Origin of the sequence: Propioniciclava flava (assembly GCF_004126535.1) — a bacterium.
Classification (GTDB): Bacteria; Actinomycetota; Actinomycetes; order Propionibacteriales; family Propionibacteriaceae; genus Propioniciclava; species Propioniciclava flava.
This window is the reverse complement of sequence record NZ_PPCV01000001.1, coordinates 371,973-388,699: the sequence shown is the minus strand read 5'-3', so window position 1 is coordinate 388,699 and position 16,727 is coordinate 371,973. Positions and strand designations below refer to the sequence as shown.

The window sequence follows — 16,727 nt, the reverse complement described above, 5'->3', positions numbered from 1 at the left end:
ACCATGGAACGCACCGACACCCCCGCACTGCTCGTACTGGAGGACGGTCGGTTTTTCCGTGGTTCGTCCTTCGGGGCCACCGGGGAAACCTTCGGCGAAGCCGTGTTCTCCACGGGCATGACGGGCTATCAAGAGACCCTCACCGATCCCTCCTACCGTCGCCAGATTGTGGTGGCGACCGCCCCCCAGATAGGCAACACCGGCTGGAACGACGAGGACGACGAATCGCGCCGCATCTGGGTCGCGGGTTACGTCGTCCGGGACGCCTCCCGCGTCCGCTCGAACTGGCGCTCCAACCGCAGCCTGGATGAGGAACTGCGCGCCCAAGGCGTCGTAGGCATCTGCGAACTCGACACGCGGGCCCTCACACGCCACCTGCGCGAACGCGGCTCCATGCGAGCCGCGATCTCGACGACGGAACTGGACCCCGACGTTCTTGTGCAACGGGTGCTGGAACAGCCACGCATGTCCGGGGCCAACCTGGTCGCCGACGTGACGCTGACCGCTCCCGTCGTGATCCCCGCCCAGGGGACGCGGACGCACAAGGTGGCTGCGATCGACCTGGGCATCAAGGAGATGACGCCCGAACTGATGGCGCGTCGGGGCATCGAGGTGCACGTCCTGCCCGCCACGGCAACCCTGGACGACATCACGGCGTTGGGCGTCGACGGTGTCTTCTTCAGCAACGGGCCAGGGGACCCGGGCACCGCCGATGAGGCTGTCTCCTTGCTGACTGGCGTCTTGGACGCGGGCCTGCCCTACTTCGGGATCTGCTTCGGTAATCAGATCTTCGGACGGGCGCTCGGGTTTGGCACCTACAAGCTGAAGTACGGGCACCGCGGGATCAACCAGCCCGTCCAAGATCGTCGTACCGGCAAGGTCGAGATCACCGCGCAGAACCACGGGTTCGCGGTGGACGCGCCGCTGGAGCACGACACGCCGACGCGTTGGGGCGCTGCCCGCGTCAGCCACGTGTGTTTGAACGATGACGTCGTGGAGGGTCTCGAACTCACCGACGCCGACGGGACGGTGCTCGGCTTCTCGGTTCAGTACCACCCCGAGGCCGCAGCCGGCCCCCACGACTCCGCCTACCTGTTCGACCGTTTCATCGAGGTCATGGACGCCCACCGCACGACGGGAGAGAACGCCTGATGCCCAAGCGCACCGATATTTCGAGCATTCTGGTGATCGGCTCGGGGCCGATCGTCATCGGTCAGGCCTCCGAGTTCGACTACTCGGGCACCCAGGCCTGCCGCGTCCTGCGCGAGGAGGGGTACCGGGTCGTCTTGGTGAACTCCAACCCCGCCACGATCATGACCGACCCCGAGTTCGCCGACGCCACCTACGTGGAGCCCATCACCCCGGAGATGGTGGAGAAGGTCATCGCCGCAGAGCGACCCGATGCGATCTTGCCGACGCTTGGTGGGCAGACGGCCCTGAATACGGCCGTCGCCCTGCATGAGTCCGGCGTCCTGGAGCGCTACGGCGTGGAGATGATCGGCGCCAACTTTGATGCGATCCAGCGTGGCGAGGACCGAGAGAAGTTCAAGGCCATCGTCGATGGGCTCGTCATTCCCGGGGTCAATCCTGAATCGGCACGCTCGGTGCTCACCCACAGCCTCGAGGAGGTGATGGCCGCCGCCGACCAACTCGGGTACCCGCTGGTGCTGCGTCCCTCCTTCACCATGGGCGGGGTCGGCTCCGGGTTCGCCCACGATGAGCACGAACTGCGCGAAATGGCCGCCATCGGCCTGGCCGCGTCGCCGGTCAACGAGATCCTGGTCGAGGAGTCGATCCTCGGCTGGAAGGAGTACGAACTGGAGGTGATGCGCGACAAGGCCGACAACGTCGTCATCGTCTGCTCGATCGAGAACCTGGACCCGATGGGCGTCCACACCGGCGACTCCATCACCGTCGCCCCCGCGATGACGCTGACCGACCGCGAATATCAGGCGATGCGTGACGTCGCCATCGCGATCATCCGTGAGGTCGGCGTCGACACGGGCGGCTGCAACATCCAGTTCGCGATCAACCCCGACAACGGGCGGATGATCGTCATCGAGATGAACCCTCGCGTGTCGCGCTCCTCGGCGTTGGCGTCCAAGGCGACCGGCTTCCCGATCGCCAAGATCGCTGCCAAGGTCGCGGTGGGGTACACCCTCGATGAGATCCCCAACGACATCACCGCGGAGACCCCGGCGTCCTTCGAGCCCGCGCTGGACTACGTGGTCGTCAAGGTTCCACGGTTCGCGTTCGAGAAGTTCCCGACCGCCGATTCGACCCTCACCACCCACATGAAGTCCGTGGGCGAGGCGATGGCGATCGGGCGCAACTTCGCCGAAGCCCTGAACAAGGCGCTGCGTTCCTTGGAGGATCCGAAGGCCCCCTTCGATTTCGCGACACCGATCACCGACGACGTCGACACCTTGCTGGAGCGGGCCTCTCGCCCCCACGACGGACGCCTCCAGGTCGTCATGGCCGCGCTGCGTGCTGGGGCGACCGCCGAGCAGGTCCACGAGGCCACCCGCATCGACCCGTGGTTTGTGGATCAGGTGGTCCAGATCCTCGAGGTGGCTCGCCGCGTCGAGCAGGCTGACGCGCTGACCCCCGCCCTGCTGCATGCCGCCAAGCGGATCGGCTTGTCCGACCCGCAGATCGCGTCGCTGCGACACACCAGCGCCGACGTGGTCCGCGGGGTGCGCTGGGCGCTGGGCATCCGCCCTGTCTTCAAGACCGTCGACACCTGCGCGGCCGAGTTCGCGGCACGGACCCCCTATCACTACTCGTCCTACGACGAGGAGACCGAGGTGGAGCCCCGCATCAAGCCGGCGGTCCTGATCCTGGGTTCGGGGCCGAACCGCATCGGACAGGGCATCGAGTTCGACTACTCCTGCGTCCACGCCGCGCTCACGCTGCGCGAGGCCGGGTACGAGACGGTGATGGTCAACTGCAACCCTGAGACGGTCTCCACCGACTACGACACCTCGGACCGGTTGTACTTCGAGCCGTTGACGCTGGAAGACGTCTTGGAGGTGTACCACGCCGAGGCGGCCGCGGGACCGGTGGCGGGCGTCATCGTCCAACTCGGCGGGCAGACCCCCCTCAAGCTCGCTCAGGCGCTGAAGGACAACGGGGTGCCGATCGTGGGGACCTCCCCCGAGGCGATCAACCTCGCCGAAGAGCGGGGCGCGTTCGGGGACGTGTTGGCCGCCGCTGGCCTGCCGGCTCCCCGCTACGGCATGGCGCAATCGGCGCGTCAGGCCATCGAGATCGCCAACCGGATCGGCTACCCCGTCCTGGTGCGTCCCAGCTACGTTTTGGGCGGCCGCGGCATGGAGATCGTTTACGACGATGACGCGCTGACCGGATACATCGAGCGTGCGACGTTCATCACTCCACAGCAGCCGGTGCTGGTGGACCGTTTCCTCGACGACGCCATCGAGATCGACGTCGACGCACTGTATGACGGCACCGAGTTGTACCTGGGCGGCGTCATGGAGCACATCGAGGAGGCGGGCATCCATTCGGGTGATTCGGCATGCACCCTTCCCCCGATCACCCTTGGTGCCGATGCAGTCGAGCGCATCCGGGCGTCCACGGAGGCAATCGCCGCCGGTGTCGGGGTCCGGGGCCTGATCAACATCCAGTACGCCCTCCAAGGCGACACGTTGTTCGTTTTGGAGGCCAACCCCCGGGCCTCACGCACCGTGCCGTTCGTGTCGAAAGCCACCGGGGTTCAACTGGCCAAGGCCTGCGCCCGCGTGATGCTGGGCTCCTCGATCGCCGAGTTGCGCGCGTCAGGGATGCTGCGGCCCGAGGGGGACGGCGCCACCGTCGTGGAGGCGTCCCCGATCGCGGTCAAGGAGGCCGTGATGCCGTTCAACCGCTTCCGTACCAGCGACGGGGAGAACGTCGACTCGCTGCTTGGCCCGGAGATGAAGTCCACCGGCGAGGTGATGGGGCTGGATGCCACCTTCGGCACGGCCTTCGCCAAGAGCCAAACGGGCAGCTACGGCGGCCTTCCCTCGGGAGGGACCGCGTTCGTCTCCATCGCGAACCGGGACAAGCGCCACGCGATCTTCCCGGTGAAGCGCCTGGCGGATCTCGGTTTCCGGATCGTGGCGACGGCAGGCACCGCTCAGGTTCTGCGCCGCAATGGGGTGGACGTGACCGTCCTGCGCAAGGCACACCAAGGCGATGGGCCGGACGGAACCCCCAGCGTCGTCACCGCGATCATGAACGGGGAGATCGACCTGATCTTCAACACTCCCCAAGGTGCCAGCGCGGACGGTCAGCCTCGCCGCGACGGTTGGTCGATCCGCTCGGCCGCCATCCTGCGCGACATCCCCTCCATTACGACGGTGCAGGGCCTTTCAGCGGCCGTCCAGGGCATCGAGAGCGCGAACGCCGGTGAGGTGGGGGTCAGGTCATTGCAGTCGTGGAACGCGGCAGTGGACGCCGAACTCGCTGCCGGATCCGACCAGGCCGCGGCGCGATGACGGCGCTGGTGCGCGACGGGTACGCGGGTTTCCTGCGCCCGGTTCTGTTCCGCGCGCACCGGGGCGATCCGGAGGCCATCCACGAGGACATGATTGCCGGGCTGTCAGTGTTGGGTTCGCTGCCCTGTGCCCGCCACCTCGTGGGGATGCTCACCCGCACCACGGGTGAGCCCGTGACGGTGGCGGGGGTTCGGTTCCCCGGACGCGTTGGGCTGGCCGCAGGCATGGACAAGGACGCCCGCGCGGTCTTGGCCTGGCAGTACCTCGGGTTCGCGTTTGCCGAACTCGGGACCGTCACCGCGCACGCGCAGCCGGGCAACCCCCGCCCGCGCGTGTTCCGGGCGACAGCGTCCTCGGGGCTGGTGAACCGCATGGGCTTCAACAATGCGGGCGCGCAGGCGATGGCCAACCGTCTCGCGGTGGCGGGCATCCTGCGCGGGAACGGCGCGGCGGGCATCCCTGTGGGGATCTCGTTGGGCAAGACGAAGACGACCCCGCTCGAGCAGGCCATTCCTGACTACCTGGCCTCCTTCGACCAGGTGAGCCCGCACGCTGATTACATCGCCGTCAACGTCTCCAGCCCCAACACGCCCGGCCTGCGTTCCCTGCAGGACGGCGGCGCACTGGCTGATCTCGTTGCAGCGTTGACCACCCGAGCGCGACAGGTGACCCCCGGGGCGCCCGTGCCGATCTTCGTCAAGGTGGCTCCCGACCTCACCTGGGCGCAGATCGACGAGGTGGTGGCCGCCGCGGAGGCAGCCGGGGCAGCAGGCATCATCGCCACCAACACCACCTTGGCCCGCGACGGGCTCGCCGCACCGGATCGACACCTCGCCCACGAGGAGGGGGGCCTCTCCGGCGCACCGTTGACGGCGCGCGCACGGGAGGTCGTGCGCTACGTCAACCGACACTGTGCGTTGCCGATCATCGGTTCTGGAGGGGTGATGAACGCCGACGATGCGGTCGCGCTGCTGGACGCCGGGGCAAGCCTCGTGCAGATTTATACGGGCTTCATCTATAGCGGGCCCGCTTTGATCGCGGCCATCAACGAGGAGGTCCGATGAGTACCTACCATCAGCGCTTGAGCGCGGTGACCGCCCAACGCGGGAATCTGTGCGTGGGGATCGACCCCCACGCCGCCTTGCTGTCAGCTTGGGATCTGCCGCTGAACGCCGACGGCCTGGAGCGCTACTGCCGCATCGTGGTGGAGGCACTGGGGGAGTCGGTGGCGGTCTTCAAGCCGCAGGCCGCCTTCTTCGAGGTGTATGGGTCGGCGGGGATAGCCGTCTTGGAGCGTGTGCTGGGCGACATCGCGGCCGCGGGTGCCCTCAGCATCGTTGACGCCAAGCGAGGCGACATCGGCTCGACGATGGCGGCCTACGCGGAGGCGTATCTGGCTCCCGGATCGCCGCTGGCAGGCGATGCGGTCACCTTGTCGCCCTACCTCGGCTTCGACGCCTTGACGCCCGCCTTCGAACGAGCGATCGCCTTCGATCGTGGCGTCTACGTGCTCGCCCGCACCTCCAACCCCGAGGGCGCATCGGTTCAACTCGCCCTGGGGCGCGAGGGATCGGTGGTGCAAGAGATCATCGACGCCGCTATCGAGCTCAACTCCCGGGCGCGTACCCGGGCCATCGGACTCGTGGTGGGCGGCACCCACCATGCCCTGGGATGCGATCTCTCCGAGTTCAACGCGTCCATCCTTGTCCCAGGAATCGGAGCACAAGGGGGCCGGATGGAGGATCTGAGCGGAATGTTTGGTCCCGCCCACGACAAGGTGTTACCGATGGTCGGACGCGCGATTCTTCAAGCTGGTCCCGACCCGGCAGCGTTGCGGGCAAAAGTGGCGTCCTATGTTGGCGTCTGAGTTGCTACGATTCCCACTACCAGCCGCCCGGTTGGTGCGCATTGAGTCCCTCCGAACGTTGGAGAAATAGTGTCGATTCCGCAGTTGACCACCGAACAACTCCAGGCCGCTCGCGCGGCCGCCACCCAGGCTCGTCGCGTGCGGGCCGAGTTGAAGGCCAAGGTCCGAACCGGGGCGCTGTCCCTCTCGGAGGCTCTCGATCAGGCGGCTGATGACGACGTCCTTGCCCACGTGAAGGTGCTGGATCTGTTGAAGTCTTTGCCACGTGTGGGTGAGAAGCGCGCCACGGGCGTGATGGAGCGTCTTGACATCGCCCCCAACCGCCGTATTCGTGGCTTGGGCCGTCATCAGTTGGCGGGCCTGAAGGCTGAATTCAAGTGAGCGGCAGCATCACGGTTATTTCAGGGCCCGCAGGTGTGGGCAAGGGAACCGTGGTGCGACAATTGCGAAAGCTCCACCCGGAAGTGTGGGTCTCGGTGTCGGCAACGACCCGAGCCCCGCGCCCGGGGGAAGTGGACGGCGTCGACTACCTGTTCCGCTCCGAAACCGAGTTTGACCAGTTGATCGCGTCCGGAGGGATGCTGGAGTGGGCCACCGTCCACGGCAAGCATCGCTACGGCACCCCGTCGGCCCCGGTCTTCACGGTGCAAGGCGAGGGGCGCCCTGTCATCTTGGAGATCGATCTCCAAGGCGCCAGGCAGGTCCGTGAGACATTGCCCACGGCCCAGTACGTTTTCTTGGCTCCGCCCGACTGGGACACCCTCGTCGAGCGCCTTGAAGGCCGTGGCACCGAGTCGGCAGCCCAGGTGGAACGACGTCTGCAGACCGCCCGCATCGAACTGGCAGCCGCGCAGGGCGAGTTCGATCGGATCATCGTCAACGACGTTGTGAACCGGGCCGTGGCCGAACTGGTAGACTTCTTGGGTTTGTAACCTCGATACGCAACAGAAGGTGGACGTTGAGCACCCAAGTTCCTGAGGGGATCACCAATCCTCCGATCGACGACCTGCTGAGCAAGGTCGATTCCAAGTACCGTCTCGTCCTGTTCGCCGCCAAGCGCGCGCGGCAGATCAACGCGTACTACAGCCAGTTGGGCGAAGGCCTCCTGGAAAACGTGGGCCCGCTCGTGGAGACGACCGTTCAGGAAAAGCCCCTGACGATCGCCCTGCGCGAGATTGCCGCGGACGTGCTGGAGTGCAACGAGATCGATCCCGAGGCCGAAGCCGCTGCGCGCGCCGAAGCTGAGGCTGATCCCGACTTCGGCGACGATCCGTTCGCCCCCGACGATCTGGCCTGAGCGCCGACGTCGTGCAACGCATCGTCTTGGGCGTCGCGGGCGGCATTGCCGCCTACAAGGCGTGCGAGGTGGTGCGTCGCCTGCGCACGGCTGGACATGATGTCACGGTGGTCCCCACCGCGAACGCGTTGGCGTTCGTGGGGGAGGCCACCTGGGCCGCGTTGTCGGGGCACCCGGTGTCGACCGGTGTCTTCGCTGACGTTCACGAGGTGCCTCATGTCCGGATCGGGCACGAGGCCGATCTCGTCCTGGTAGCACCCGCCACGGCGGATCTGCTCGCCCGGGCGGCGACTGGCCGCGCGGACGATCTCCTGACCAATGTCTTGTTGACCGCGCGCTGCCCGGTGGTGTTCGTGCCCGCCATGCACACCGAGATGTGGCAGCATCCCGCCACGGTCGCCAACGTCGCGACCCTGCGTGAGCGGGGAGCCGTCGTGATGGATCCCGCGAGCGGACGCCTCACCGGGGCCGATTCTGGGCCCGGACGCCTCCCCGAGCCCGCCGACATCGTCGCGGTGGCGCAGTCCCTGCTGCAGGATGCGCCCGCAGTGGCGGCGGTGCAGGCTCGTGACCTTCTGGGCCAGCGGGTCATCGTCAGCGCTGGCGGGACACGGGAGGCGCTGGATCCGGTTCGTTTCCTGGGCAATGCGAGCAGCGGGCGCCAGGGCATCGCGCTGGCCCGCGCTGCCGCGCTGCGCGGGGCTGATGTCACCTTGGTCTCCGCCCACCTGTCTGAGGAGCCTCCCGCTGGGGTCGAGGTGGTCGAGGTGAGTTCCACAGCCGACCTTGCGGAGGCGATGGTGCAGCGAGCGCCGGACGCCGACGTCATCGTCATGGCCGTCGCGGCAGCCGACTTCACCCCCGATGCGACCGCCATGCACAAGATCAAGAAGGACGGCAGCGACGGCTTGGATCTGCACCTGGTGCAGACCACCGACGTCTTGGCGACGCTGGCCGCCCGCCGCAGAAAGGCCCCCGGTCAGGTCATCGTCGGCTTTGCCGCCGAAACCGCCGATGATGAGGCCCACCTGCTGGCGCTGGGGCGCGCCAAGCTGGAGCGCAAGGGATGCGATCTGCTCGTCCTCAATAACGTGTCGGGTGGGGCCGTGTTTGGCCACCCCGACAACACCATCACCATCATCGATCACGATGGCGTCGTGGCGACCGCCAGCGGGGACAAGGCGCTGGTCGCCCACCGCATCTGGGACGCTGTCGTGGCCATCCGAACACAGGAGGATTCGTGAGTCGTCTGTTCACCTCGGAGTCCGTCACCGAGGGACATCCGGACAAGGTCGCCGACTCGGTCAGTGACGCCGTACTCGATGCGCTGCTGGCCCAAGACGTCCACAGCCGCGTCGCGGTAGAGACGCTGGTGACCACCGGCACCGTCGTCGTCGCTGGCGAGGTCTCCACGGAGGCGTACGCGGATATCTCCGGGATCGCTCGCGAGCGGATCTTGTCGATCGGCTACGACCACGCCGGGGCGTCCTTCGACGGCAAGAGCTGCGGCGTGCTGGTGTCGCTGGGCAACCAAAGCCCCGACATCGCTCAAGGCGTCGATCTGGCCGAAGAGGTCCGCGAGAGCGGGGTGGGGGACGCACTGGATCGCCAAGGTGCCGGGGATCAGGGGCTGATGTTTGGTTACGCCTGCACCGACACCCCCACGCTCATGCCGTTGCCCATCGACATCGCCCATCGGCTCTCGGAACGGTTGGCGCAGGTGCGCCGCACCGGGGAACTCGATTGGGTGCTCCCCGATGGAAAGACCCAGGTCACGGTCGAGTACGACGGGGACATGCCGGTGCGCGTCGACACGGTGGTCGTCTCGACTCAGCACACCGAAGCCGCATGGAACGACGGCGTGATCAGCGATGCCATCGCGCGTTTGGTGATCGATCCGGTCCTGGCTCGCTACGACATCGATTCGACCGGGCACAAGACGTTCGTCAACCCGACCGGCAAGTTCGTGATCGGTGGCCCGATGGGGGACGCCGGGGTGACTGGCCGCAAGATCATCGTCGACACCTACGGCGGCATGGCCCGTCACGGCGGCGGCGCCTTCTCGGGCAAGGATCCCTCCAAGGTCGATCGGTCGGCTGCCTACGCGATGCGCTGGGTTGCCAAGAACGTCGTCGCTGCGGGCCTGGCCGATCGCTGCGAGGTCCAGGTGGCCTACGCCATCGGGCGCGCCCATCCAGTCGGCTTCTACACCGAATGCTTCGGGACCGAGAAGGTGCCGCTGAACCAGATCAACGACGCGGTCTTGTCCGTGTTCGATCTGCGCCCCGCCGCGATCATCCGGGACCTGGATCTGCTGCGTCCCATCTACTCCCAGATCACGAACTACGGCCACTTTGGCCGCGAGTTGCCCGTGATGACGTGGGAGCGCACGGATCGAGCCGACGCGCTCGCGGCGGCCGTCCGCGGCTGAGGGCGCCGCGCTGTCGGGGCCGCCTTCTAGGATCGAGGCCATGACGACCCCCGACGCGCCGCTCATCGCGCACGTCGCGGTGGATGTTCCGCTGCCGCACTTGGATCGGGTTTTCGACTATCTCGTGACCCCGGCCCAGGCCGACAGCGCTGCCGTGGGCTCCCGCGTCCGGGTCCGGTTCGCGGGCAAGCTGCGTGACGGGTACATCCTCGCCGTGGATCACGTCACCGAGGTGGCCAAGCCCGCGCCGTTGGAGCGGGTGTCCTCACCCGAGGTGGTCCTCACCCCGCCGGTGGCGGGGCTGGTGCGCGCGGTGGCCGACCATTGGGGCGGAACGTTCTCCGATGTGGTTCGGCTGGCGATCCCGCCGCGTCACGCCACCTCCGAGGCCGCCGCGCGACCCGAGCGTCCTGATCCGGACACGAGCCAGCCACCGCAGGTCCTTCCCGGTTACCCCGGCGGTGAACGATTCCTGGCCGCCCTCACGGCGGGCGAGGGCGTGCGGGCGGCGTGGTCGCCCGTGCCGGTCTTCTCGCCCGTGGGCGACTGGGCCGCAGGCCTGCTCGATGCCGCCTCGGCGACGATGGCCGGTGGCCGGGGCGTCATCCTCATGGTTCCCGACGCGGACGCGGTCGCCTGGTTGGCGGCGCGTGCGACGCAGCGGTTCGGTGAGGGATCCTTCGTCACGCTCACGGCCGATCTGGGCCCCGCAGCCCGCTACCGCAACTTCTTGGCCGTCTCGCGTGGTGACACCCGCTGCGTCATCGGCACCCGGGGGGCGGTCTTCGCTCCGGTCCGCGACCTGGGCCTCATCGCAGTGTGGGATGAGGGCAACGACGCCTACGCCGAACCGCGCGCACCCTACCCGCACGCCCGGGAAGTCGCGGCGCTGCGCGCCCCGCGCGAGGGCGCAGCGCTGCTGTTGGCCGGATACGGACGCACCGCAGAGGTGGCCGCGCTGGCGGCGCGTGGCTGGATGGTGCCCCTGGATCTGCCTTCGCGGGAGGTCCGGCGACTGGGCCCCGCGGTGCGGGCCTCCACCGACACCGACCGCGCCCTCGAGCGCGATCCGCACGCCCGTGGCGCTCGCCTCCCGCATGACGTGTTCGCCGCTCTGCGCACCGGTTTGGCGTCGGGCCCGGTCCTGGTTCAGGTGCCGCGGGCGGGATACGCCCCACGGCTGAGCTGCCACACCTGTCGCGCTGTGGCTGAGTGTCCCCGGTGCGGGCTGCCGTTGCGCGGCGAACGGGGCCCTCAAGGGCTCACGCTGACGTGTGCGTCGTGTGGCCCGCTCCCCGGCGCTTGGCGCTGCCCGCACTGCGGTGACACTCGCCTGCGGGCACCGCAGGTGGGGGTCGCGCGTACGGCAGAGGAACTCGGGCGCGCTTTCCCGCACACGCCGGTGGTGCAGTCGTGGTCGGGGCACCTGGTGGGGGCCGTCGGCGCTGAGCCCGCGCTCGTATTGGCGACACCGGGGGCTGAGCCGCGTCCGGAGGCCGGCTATGCGGCCGCGGTCCTGATGGACGCGGGGGTTTTGCTGGCCCGACCCGACCTGCGGGCCGGGGAGGAGGCGCTGCGGCGCTGGCTCGATGCGTCCGCGCTCGTGCTGCCCGGTGAGCGCGGAGGGACCGTCGTGATCGTCGGGGAGCCGGGGGACCGGGCCGTTCAGGCTCTCGTCCGGCTCGATGCCCCCGGGGCGGCAGCGCGGGAACTCCACGAGCGCGAGCAAGCCCATTTTCCGCCCGCCGCTCGGCTGGTCCTCCTGGAAGGGCCCCCGGGAGCATTGGAAGATGCTGAGGCGGCCTGGCGTCAGGTGGCAGGGGCCGAGCACTTTGGTCCGATCCCGGTGGAGGACGACGTGTGGCGGCTGACCGTCCGCTGTCCCCCTGAACGCGGGGCCGAACTCGTGACGGGGATGAAGGCCCTGCTCGCGGAGCGTTCGGCCCGCAAGGCGCCCGGCGCGATGCGTCTCCGGGTCGATCCGCAGGTCATCGGCTGATCGCCTAGGGTGGGAGCCGTGCGTCTTGTTTTCGCCGGCACGCCGTCGGTTGCCCTTCCAGCCTTGAAGGCGCTGCTTGCGTCCTCGCATGAGGTCGTCGCGGTGGTGACCCGCCCCGACGCGCCACGCGGACGCAGCAAACGTCCGACGCCCAGCGATGTGGCCGCCTTCGCGTCCGAACAGGGTCTCCCCGTCCTGACTCCGGCCCACCCTCGCGACGAAGACTTCGTCGACGCCTTGACCCGGCTTTCTCCCGATGCGTGCCCCGTGGTCGCCTACGGCGCGTTGATTCCCCAACGCGTGCTCGATATTCCCCGGTTCGGCTGGATCAACCTCCACTTCTCTTTGCTGCCACGCTGGCGAGGCGCCGCGCCCGTGCAGCGCGCCATCATGGCCGGTGATGCCCAGACGGGCGCCACCACATTTCGGCTGGTCCGCGAACTGGACGCCGGTCCCGTCTTCGACCAGGTCACGCTGCCGCTGACCGGGATCGACACCTCCGGCGAGGTACTCGACGCCCTCGCGGCCAGCGGCGCCGACCTGCTCTTGAGCACTCTGGATCGTCTGCCCGACCTGGAGCCGGTCGCCCAGCCCGAGCGCGGCGTGACGCTGGCACCCAAGGTGGAGGCGGCTGATGTCCGACTGGATTGGACGGCCCCCGCCGTCGTGCTGGATCGGCTCATCCGCGGCGCCAACCCCGCCCCCATCGCCTGGACCACCCTGGACGGGGAACGGTTGAAGGTTCTCCTGGCTCGTCCGGCGAAGGCCGACGGACTGGCTCCGGGAGAACTGCGCGTGGAGAAGCGCCGCGTCCTGGCAGGGACGGGAGATGGCACGCTGGAACTCCTCACCGTGCAAGCGCCAGGCAAGAAGGCGATGGCTGCACCCGACTGGAGCCGTGGCCTGCGCGACGTGACTCCCCGGCTGATCTGATGCCGAATCGAACGCTGCGGCGACGCCGCCCTGACCGTCCGCGCCGGATCGCCTTGCGGGTGCTGCGGGCCGTGGCCGAGGAGGGCGCCTACGCCAACCTGGAACTCGCCCACGCGCTCGAAGGGGCGCACCTGGAGCCGCGCGATGCGGCGTTCGTCACCGAGTTGGTCGCGGGAACCAGCCGACTTGCGGGCACCTATGACGCGATCGTGGCCTCGGCGTCGGGTCGACGAAACCTGGATCCGGCGCTGGCTGAGGTGCTGCGTTTGGGCGCCCATCAACTGCTCTCCATGCGCGTACCCCTGCATGCCGCCGTCGGCGCGACGGTCGACCTGGCCGCAGCGGAGGTGGGGGAGAAGGTGGCCGGGCTCACCAACGCGGTCCTCCGAAAGGTCGCCGCCCAGGATATGGACGCGTGGCTGGCCGAGTTGGCGCGCTCCCAGGACGCGGTGGGCGCCATGGCGGTGCGGACGCACCATCCGCGATGGATCGCCGAGGCCTACCGCGACCTGCTCGGGGACGAAGCAGAGGTGGCCCTGGCCGCGAACAATGTGGCGCCGCTCACCTCGCTGGTGGTCCGCCCGGGATTGGCGCAGCGGAACGAACTCGGCGGCGAACCGACCCCCTACTCGCCTTGGGGTGCGCGCCGTGCAGGCAACCCGGCTGACGTGGAGGCCGTCGCGCAAGGGCGGGCCGGCGTTCAGGACGAGGGAAGCCAACTCATGGTCGCGGCGTTGACGCGGCCCCCAGCACCGCGGGGACCGTGGCTGGATCTGTGCGCGGGGCCGGGTGGCAAGGCCGCGCTGCTGGCGGGGCTGGCCATGGGCGCGGGCACCCGCCTGCTCGCATCCGAGAAGCAGCCGCACCGCGCGGCCCTCGTCGCTCGCGCCCTCGGGGTTTACAGCGGCGAGCATGCCCCCGTCGTGATCGCCGCGGACGGGACCGCTCCGGCGTGGCCTTCGGGAACGTTCGCTCGGGTCATGGCCGACGTTCCCTGCACCGGCCTGGGGGCTTTGCGCAGGCGTCCAGAGGCCCGGTGGCGCCGCACCCTGGCCGACCTCGACGCGCTCGTCCCCCTGCAACGCGACCTGCTGGCAGCGGCCCTGGACAGCGCCGCGCCGGGTGGGGTGGTCGCCTACGTCACCTGCTCGCCGCATCGGCGCGAAACCACCGAGGTGGTTCAGGCGGTGCTGGCCGGGCGTGACGACGTGAGCGTCCTGGATGCCCCGGCGCTGCTCGGGGTCCCGGACGCCGAGCGCGGCGACTTTGTGCAACTGTGGCCTCACCGCCACGGAACCGATGCGATGTTCTGTGCGTTACTGCGGCTGAACGACGAACCGCGGGGGCGTCGCCGGTAGAGTCGGGCAGGTGCCACACCGCATCCACCCGAGCATTCTGAACGCCAACCTGGCCAGCCTCGACGACGAGATCCGACGGATCCCGAGCGCCGACGGCATCCACCTTGACGTGATGGACAACCACTTCGTCCCGAATCTCACCATTGGCCTGCCGGTGGTGGAGAGCATCCGGGCGAACCATCCCGACCGGTTCCTGGACGTCCACCTGATGATTACGGACGCGGACCGGTACGCCCCCGGCTATGCGGAGATCGGCTGCGAGTCGGTGACCTTCCACCTGGAGGCTTCGGCCGCGCCGATCCGGACGGCTCGCACGATCCGCGGCCTGGGGGCGAAGGCGTCGCTGGGGTTGCGTCCGCAGACCCCCATTGAGCCGCTGGCCGACATCATCACCGAGTTCGACATGGTGCTGATCATGACGGTGGACCCGGGGTTCGGCGGCCAGAGCTTCCTCACCGAGATGCTGCCCAAGATTCGTCGCACGCGCGAGATCGTCGAGCGTTCTGGCGCTGACATTTGGATTCAGGTCGATGGCGGGGTGTCGGAGTCCACCATCGATCAATGCCTGGACGCCGGGGCCACCGTGTTCGTGGCCGGATCGGCCGTCTTCCGGGCGGAGGATCCGGACGCGGTCGTGCGGGGTTTGCGCGAGCGGCCTGAGGTGCCATGTCGGCACTGACGGCTCGCGGGCGCAGCGCGGAGCCACTCCGTACGCCGCCGCCACCGGGGGAGCATCCGGCGTACGGCAGGCTTGCCCGGTTCGCGGGTGCCCTGATGCGCGCGATCTCGCACGAGGAGTGGGACGATGCCGCGTCGCTGCCTGCGACCGGGGGTGCGCTCATCGTGTCGAATCACGTCAGTTACCTCGACGTCCCGGTCGTGGGTCGCTACCTCATCTGGTCGGGGCGCTGGCCCCGCTACATGGGCAAGGCCGAACTGTGGCGCATCCCAGGCCTGGGAAGGCTGGCGCGGTTGTGCAAGCAAATCCCGATCGAGCGGGGCACCGACCGCGCCAAGGATGCGCTGGTGCCCGCGATGGCTGCGTTGGCCGCAGGGGAGGTCGTCGCGATCTATCCCGAGGGTGGCCGCACCCATGATCCCGATCTGTGGCCTCAGCGCGGACGCACCGGTGTGGCACGGATGGCGTTGGCGACGCGGGTTCCTGTCATTCCTGTGGCGCACTGGGGCACGCACGAGATCATGCCGGGGCGCAAGCTGCGGTTCCCCCGGTTACGCCCCAAGCGCACCATCGCCGTGTTGAGTGGGCCACCGGTGGATCTGTCCGACCTCTATGACCGCAGCAACGACCCCGAGGTTCTCCGCGTGGCGACCGATCGGATCATGGCCGCCGTCACGGCGTTGGTGGAGCAGTTGCGAGGGGAGGCGGCGCCCGCGGACGTGTGGGACGACAAGCTGCACGCCCGCGTTCCCCGTGCCGTCTGAGCCGCCCTCGTGGGCGGTGGGGGGCTCGGGACGGCTGGCTAGACTCGCGGGCATGGCTGCTGTCCGTCTCACCGATCTTCGGCATCCTGTCGTCGTGTTCACGTTCAGTGGATGGAACGACGCAGGTGACGCCGCCACGGGTGTGATCGATCACCTCAGCGAGGTGTGCGACACCGACTATGCCTTCGCCTTGGACGCCGACGACTACTACGACCTGATCGAGAATCGTCCCGTCTTGGTGCGCGAAGGCAACGGTGAACGCACCGTCCAATGGGCGACCACCGAGGTGCTGGTCGCTCACTTGAGCGAGCGTGACGTGGTCTTGGTCAACGGCCCGGAGCCGAGCTTTCGCTGGCGCGCCTTCTGCGCGGCGCTGGTTTCGGCGTTTCGCTCGATCAAGCCGGAGCGCATCATCGCGATGGGCGCCATGCTCGCCGATGCCCCCCACAGCCGGACGGTTCCTGTGTCCGAGGACGGCACGGACTACACCGGTCCGACGGGGATCGTCGGGGTGCTCGCCTCGGCGTGCGCCGACGCGGGGTTCAATGTGACGTCGCTGTGGGCCTCGGTGCCGCACTATGTTTCTGACCCGCCGAACCCGAAGGCCACCCTCGCCCTGCTGAGCAGGCTGGAGGAGTTCCTGGGAGAGAGCATTGAACGGGGTGACCTTCTCGACGCGGCCGCCGTGTGGGAGGAACGCGTCGACGAGTTGGTGGCCGACGACGACGACATCATGGCGTATGTGCGCGAGCTCGAATCCCGCTATGACACGGCCGAGGCCACGGGCGAGGAGATCGCTCAGCAGTTCGAGCGGTACCTGCGGCGTCGCGAACGCTGACCCGACCCCTCCGCTGGCCCGCCCGCCGGGCAGTCGCCAGCCACTGCAGGCGCATCACCTAT

15 protein-coding genes are annotated in these 16,727 nt (G+C 68.6%); all 15 read left to right on the top strand.

Going from position 1 to position 16,727, the window contains the following annotated elements; all coding sequences use genetic code 11:
• Positions 1-3 precede the first annotated feature (3 nt).
• Entirely contained in the window at positions 4-1,152 is a 1,149-nt protein-coding gene (gene carA / locus C1706_RS01810; RefSeq protein WP_129457483.1) for a glutamine-hydrolyzing carbamoyl-phosphate synthase small subunit, read from the top strand.
• Positions 1,152-4,499: a carbamoyl-phosphate synthase large subunit gene (gene carB / locus C1706_RS01805; protein WP_129457482.1), complete on the top strand. Its 3,348-nt coding sequence runs from the start codon at positions 1,152-1,154 to the stop codon at positions 4,497-4,499. Before carA ends, carB begins: the two co-directional genes overlap by 1 nt.
• Entirely contained in the window at positions 4,496-5,563 is a 1,068-nt protein-coding gene (locus tag C1706_RS01800; protein WP_129457481.1) for a quinone-dependent dihydroorotate dehydrogenase, read from the top strand. The genes carB and C1706_RS01800 overlap by 4 nt, the downstream gene beginning before the upstream one ends.
• Entirely contained in the window at positions 5,560-6,366 is an 807-nt protein-coding gene (pyrF, locus tag C1706_RS01795) for an orotidine-5'-phosphate decarboxylase (RefSeq protein WP_129457480.1), read from the top strand. The genes C1706_RS01800 and pyrF overlap by 4 nt, the downstream gene beginning before the upstream one ends.
• Positions 6,367-6,435: 69 nt before the next feature.
• Positions 6,436-6,747, top strand: a complete 312-nt coding sequence (mihF, locus tag C1706_RS01790; RefSeq protein ID WP_129457479.1) for an integration host factor, actinobacterial type — start codon at positions 6,436-6,438, stop codon at positions 6,745-6,747.
• Positions 6,744-7,298 (top strand): guanylate kinase, encoded by a 555-nt coding sequence (gmk, locus tag C1706_RS01785; RefSeq protein ID WP_431830672.1) that lies wholly within the window; start codon positions 6,744-6,746, stop codon positions 7,296-7,298. The genes mihF and gmk overlap by 4 nt, the downstream gene beginning before the upstream one ends.
• Before the next feature lie 26 nt (positions 7,299-7,324).
• On the top strand, positions 7,325-7,663 hold the full coding sequence (gene rpoZ, locus C1706_RS01780) for a DNA-directed RNA polymerase subunit omega (RefSeq protein WP_129457477.1): 339 nt from the start codon (positions 7,325-7,327) through the stop codon (positions 7,661-7,663).
• Positions 7,664-7,674: 11 nt separating this feature from the next.
• Entirely contained in the window at positions 7,675-8,907 is a 1,233-nt protein-coding gene (gene coaBC / locus C1706_RS01775) for a bifunctional phosphopantothenoylcysteine decarboxylase/phosphopantothenate--cysteine ligase CoaBC (RefSeq protein WP_206660925.1), read from the top strand.
• Entirely contained in the window at positions 8,904-10,094 is a 1,191-nt protein-coding gene (gene metK, locus C1706_RS01770; RefSeq protein ID WP_129457476.1) for a methionine adenosyltransferase, read from the top strand. The genes coaBC and metK overlap by 4 nt, the downstream gene beginning before the upstream one ends.
• A 40-nt stretch (positions 10,095-10,134) precedes the next feature.
• Positions 10,135-12,093: a primosomal protein N' gene (locus tag C1706_RS01765; RefSeq protein WP_129457475.1), complete on the top strand. Its 1,959-nt coding sequence runs from the start codon at positions 10,135-10,137 to the stop codon at positions 12,091-12,093.
• Between the two features lie 18 nt (positions 12,094-12,111).
• The gene (gene fmt, locus C1706_RS01760) at positions 12,112-13,026 is read left to right on the top strand and encodes a methionyl-tRNA formyltransferase (protein WP_129457474.1); all 915 of its coding nucleotides are present in this window, start codon (positions 12,112-12,114) and stop codon (positions 13,024-13,026) included.
• Entirely contained in the window at positions 13,026-14,384 is a 1,359-nt protein-coding gene (locus C1706_RS01755) for an RsmB/NOP family class I SAM-dependent RNA methyltransferase (RefSeq protein ID WP_129457473.1), read from the top strand. The genes fmt and C1706_RS01755 overlap by 1 nt, the downstream gene beginning before the upstream one ends.
• Before the next feature lie 10 nt (positions 14,385-14,394).
• Positions 14,395-15,063 (top strand): ribulose-phosphate 3-epimerase, encoded by a 669-nt coding sequence (gene rpe / locus C1706_RS01750; protein ID WP_129457472.1) that lies wholly within the window; start codon positions 14,395-14,397, stop codon positions 15,061-15,063.
• A 95-nt stretch (positions 15,064-15,158) separates the two neighbouring features.
• On the top strand, positions 15,159-15,827 hold the full coding sequence (locus C1706_RS01745) for a lysophospholipid acyltransferase family protein (RefSeq protein ID WP_164987383.1): 669 nt from the start codon (positions 15,159-15,161) through the stop codon (positions 15,825-15,827).
• Positions 15,828-15,879: 52 nt separating this feature from the next.
• Entirely contained in the window at positions 15,880-16,665 is a 786-nt protein-coding gene (locus C1706_RS01740; RefSeq protein WP_129457470.1) for a PAC2 family protein, read from the top strand.
• The last annotated feature ends 62 nt before the right edge of the window (positions 16,666-16,727 follow it).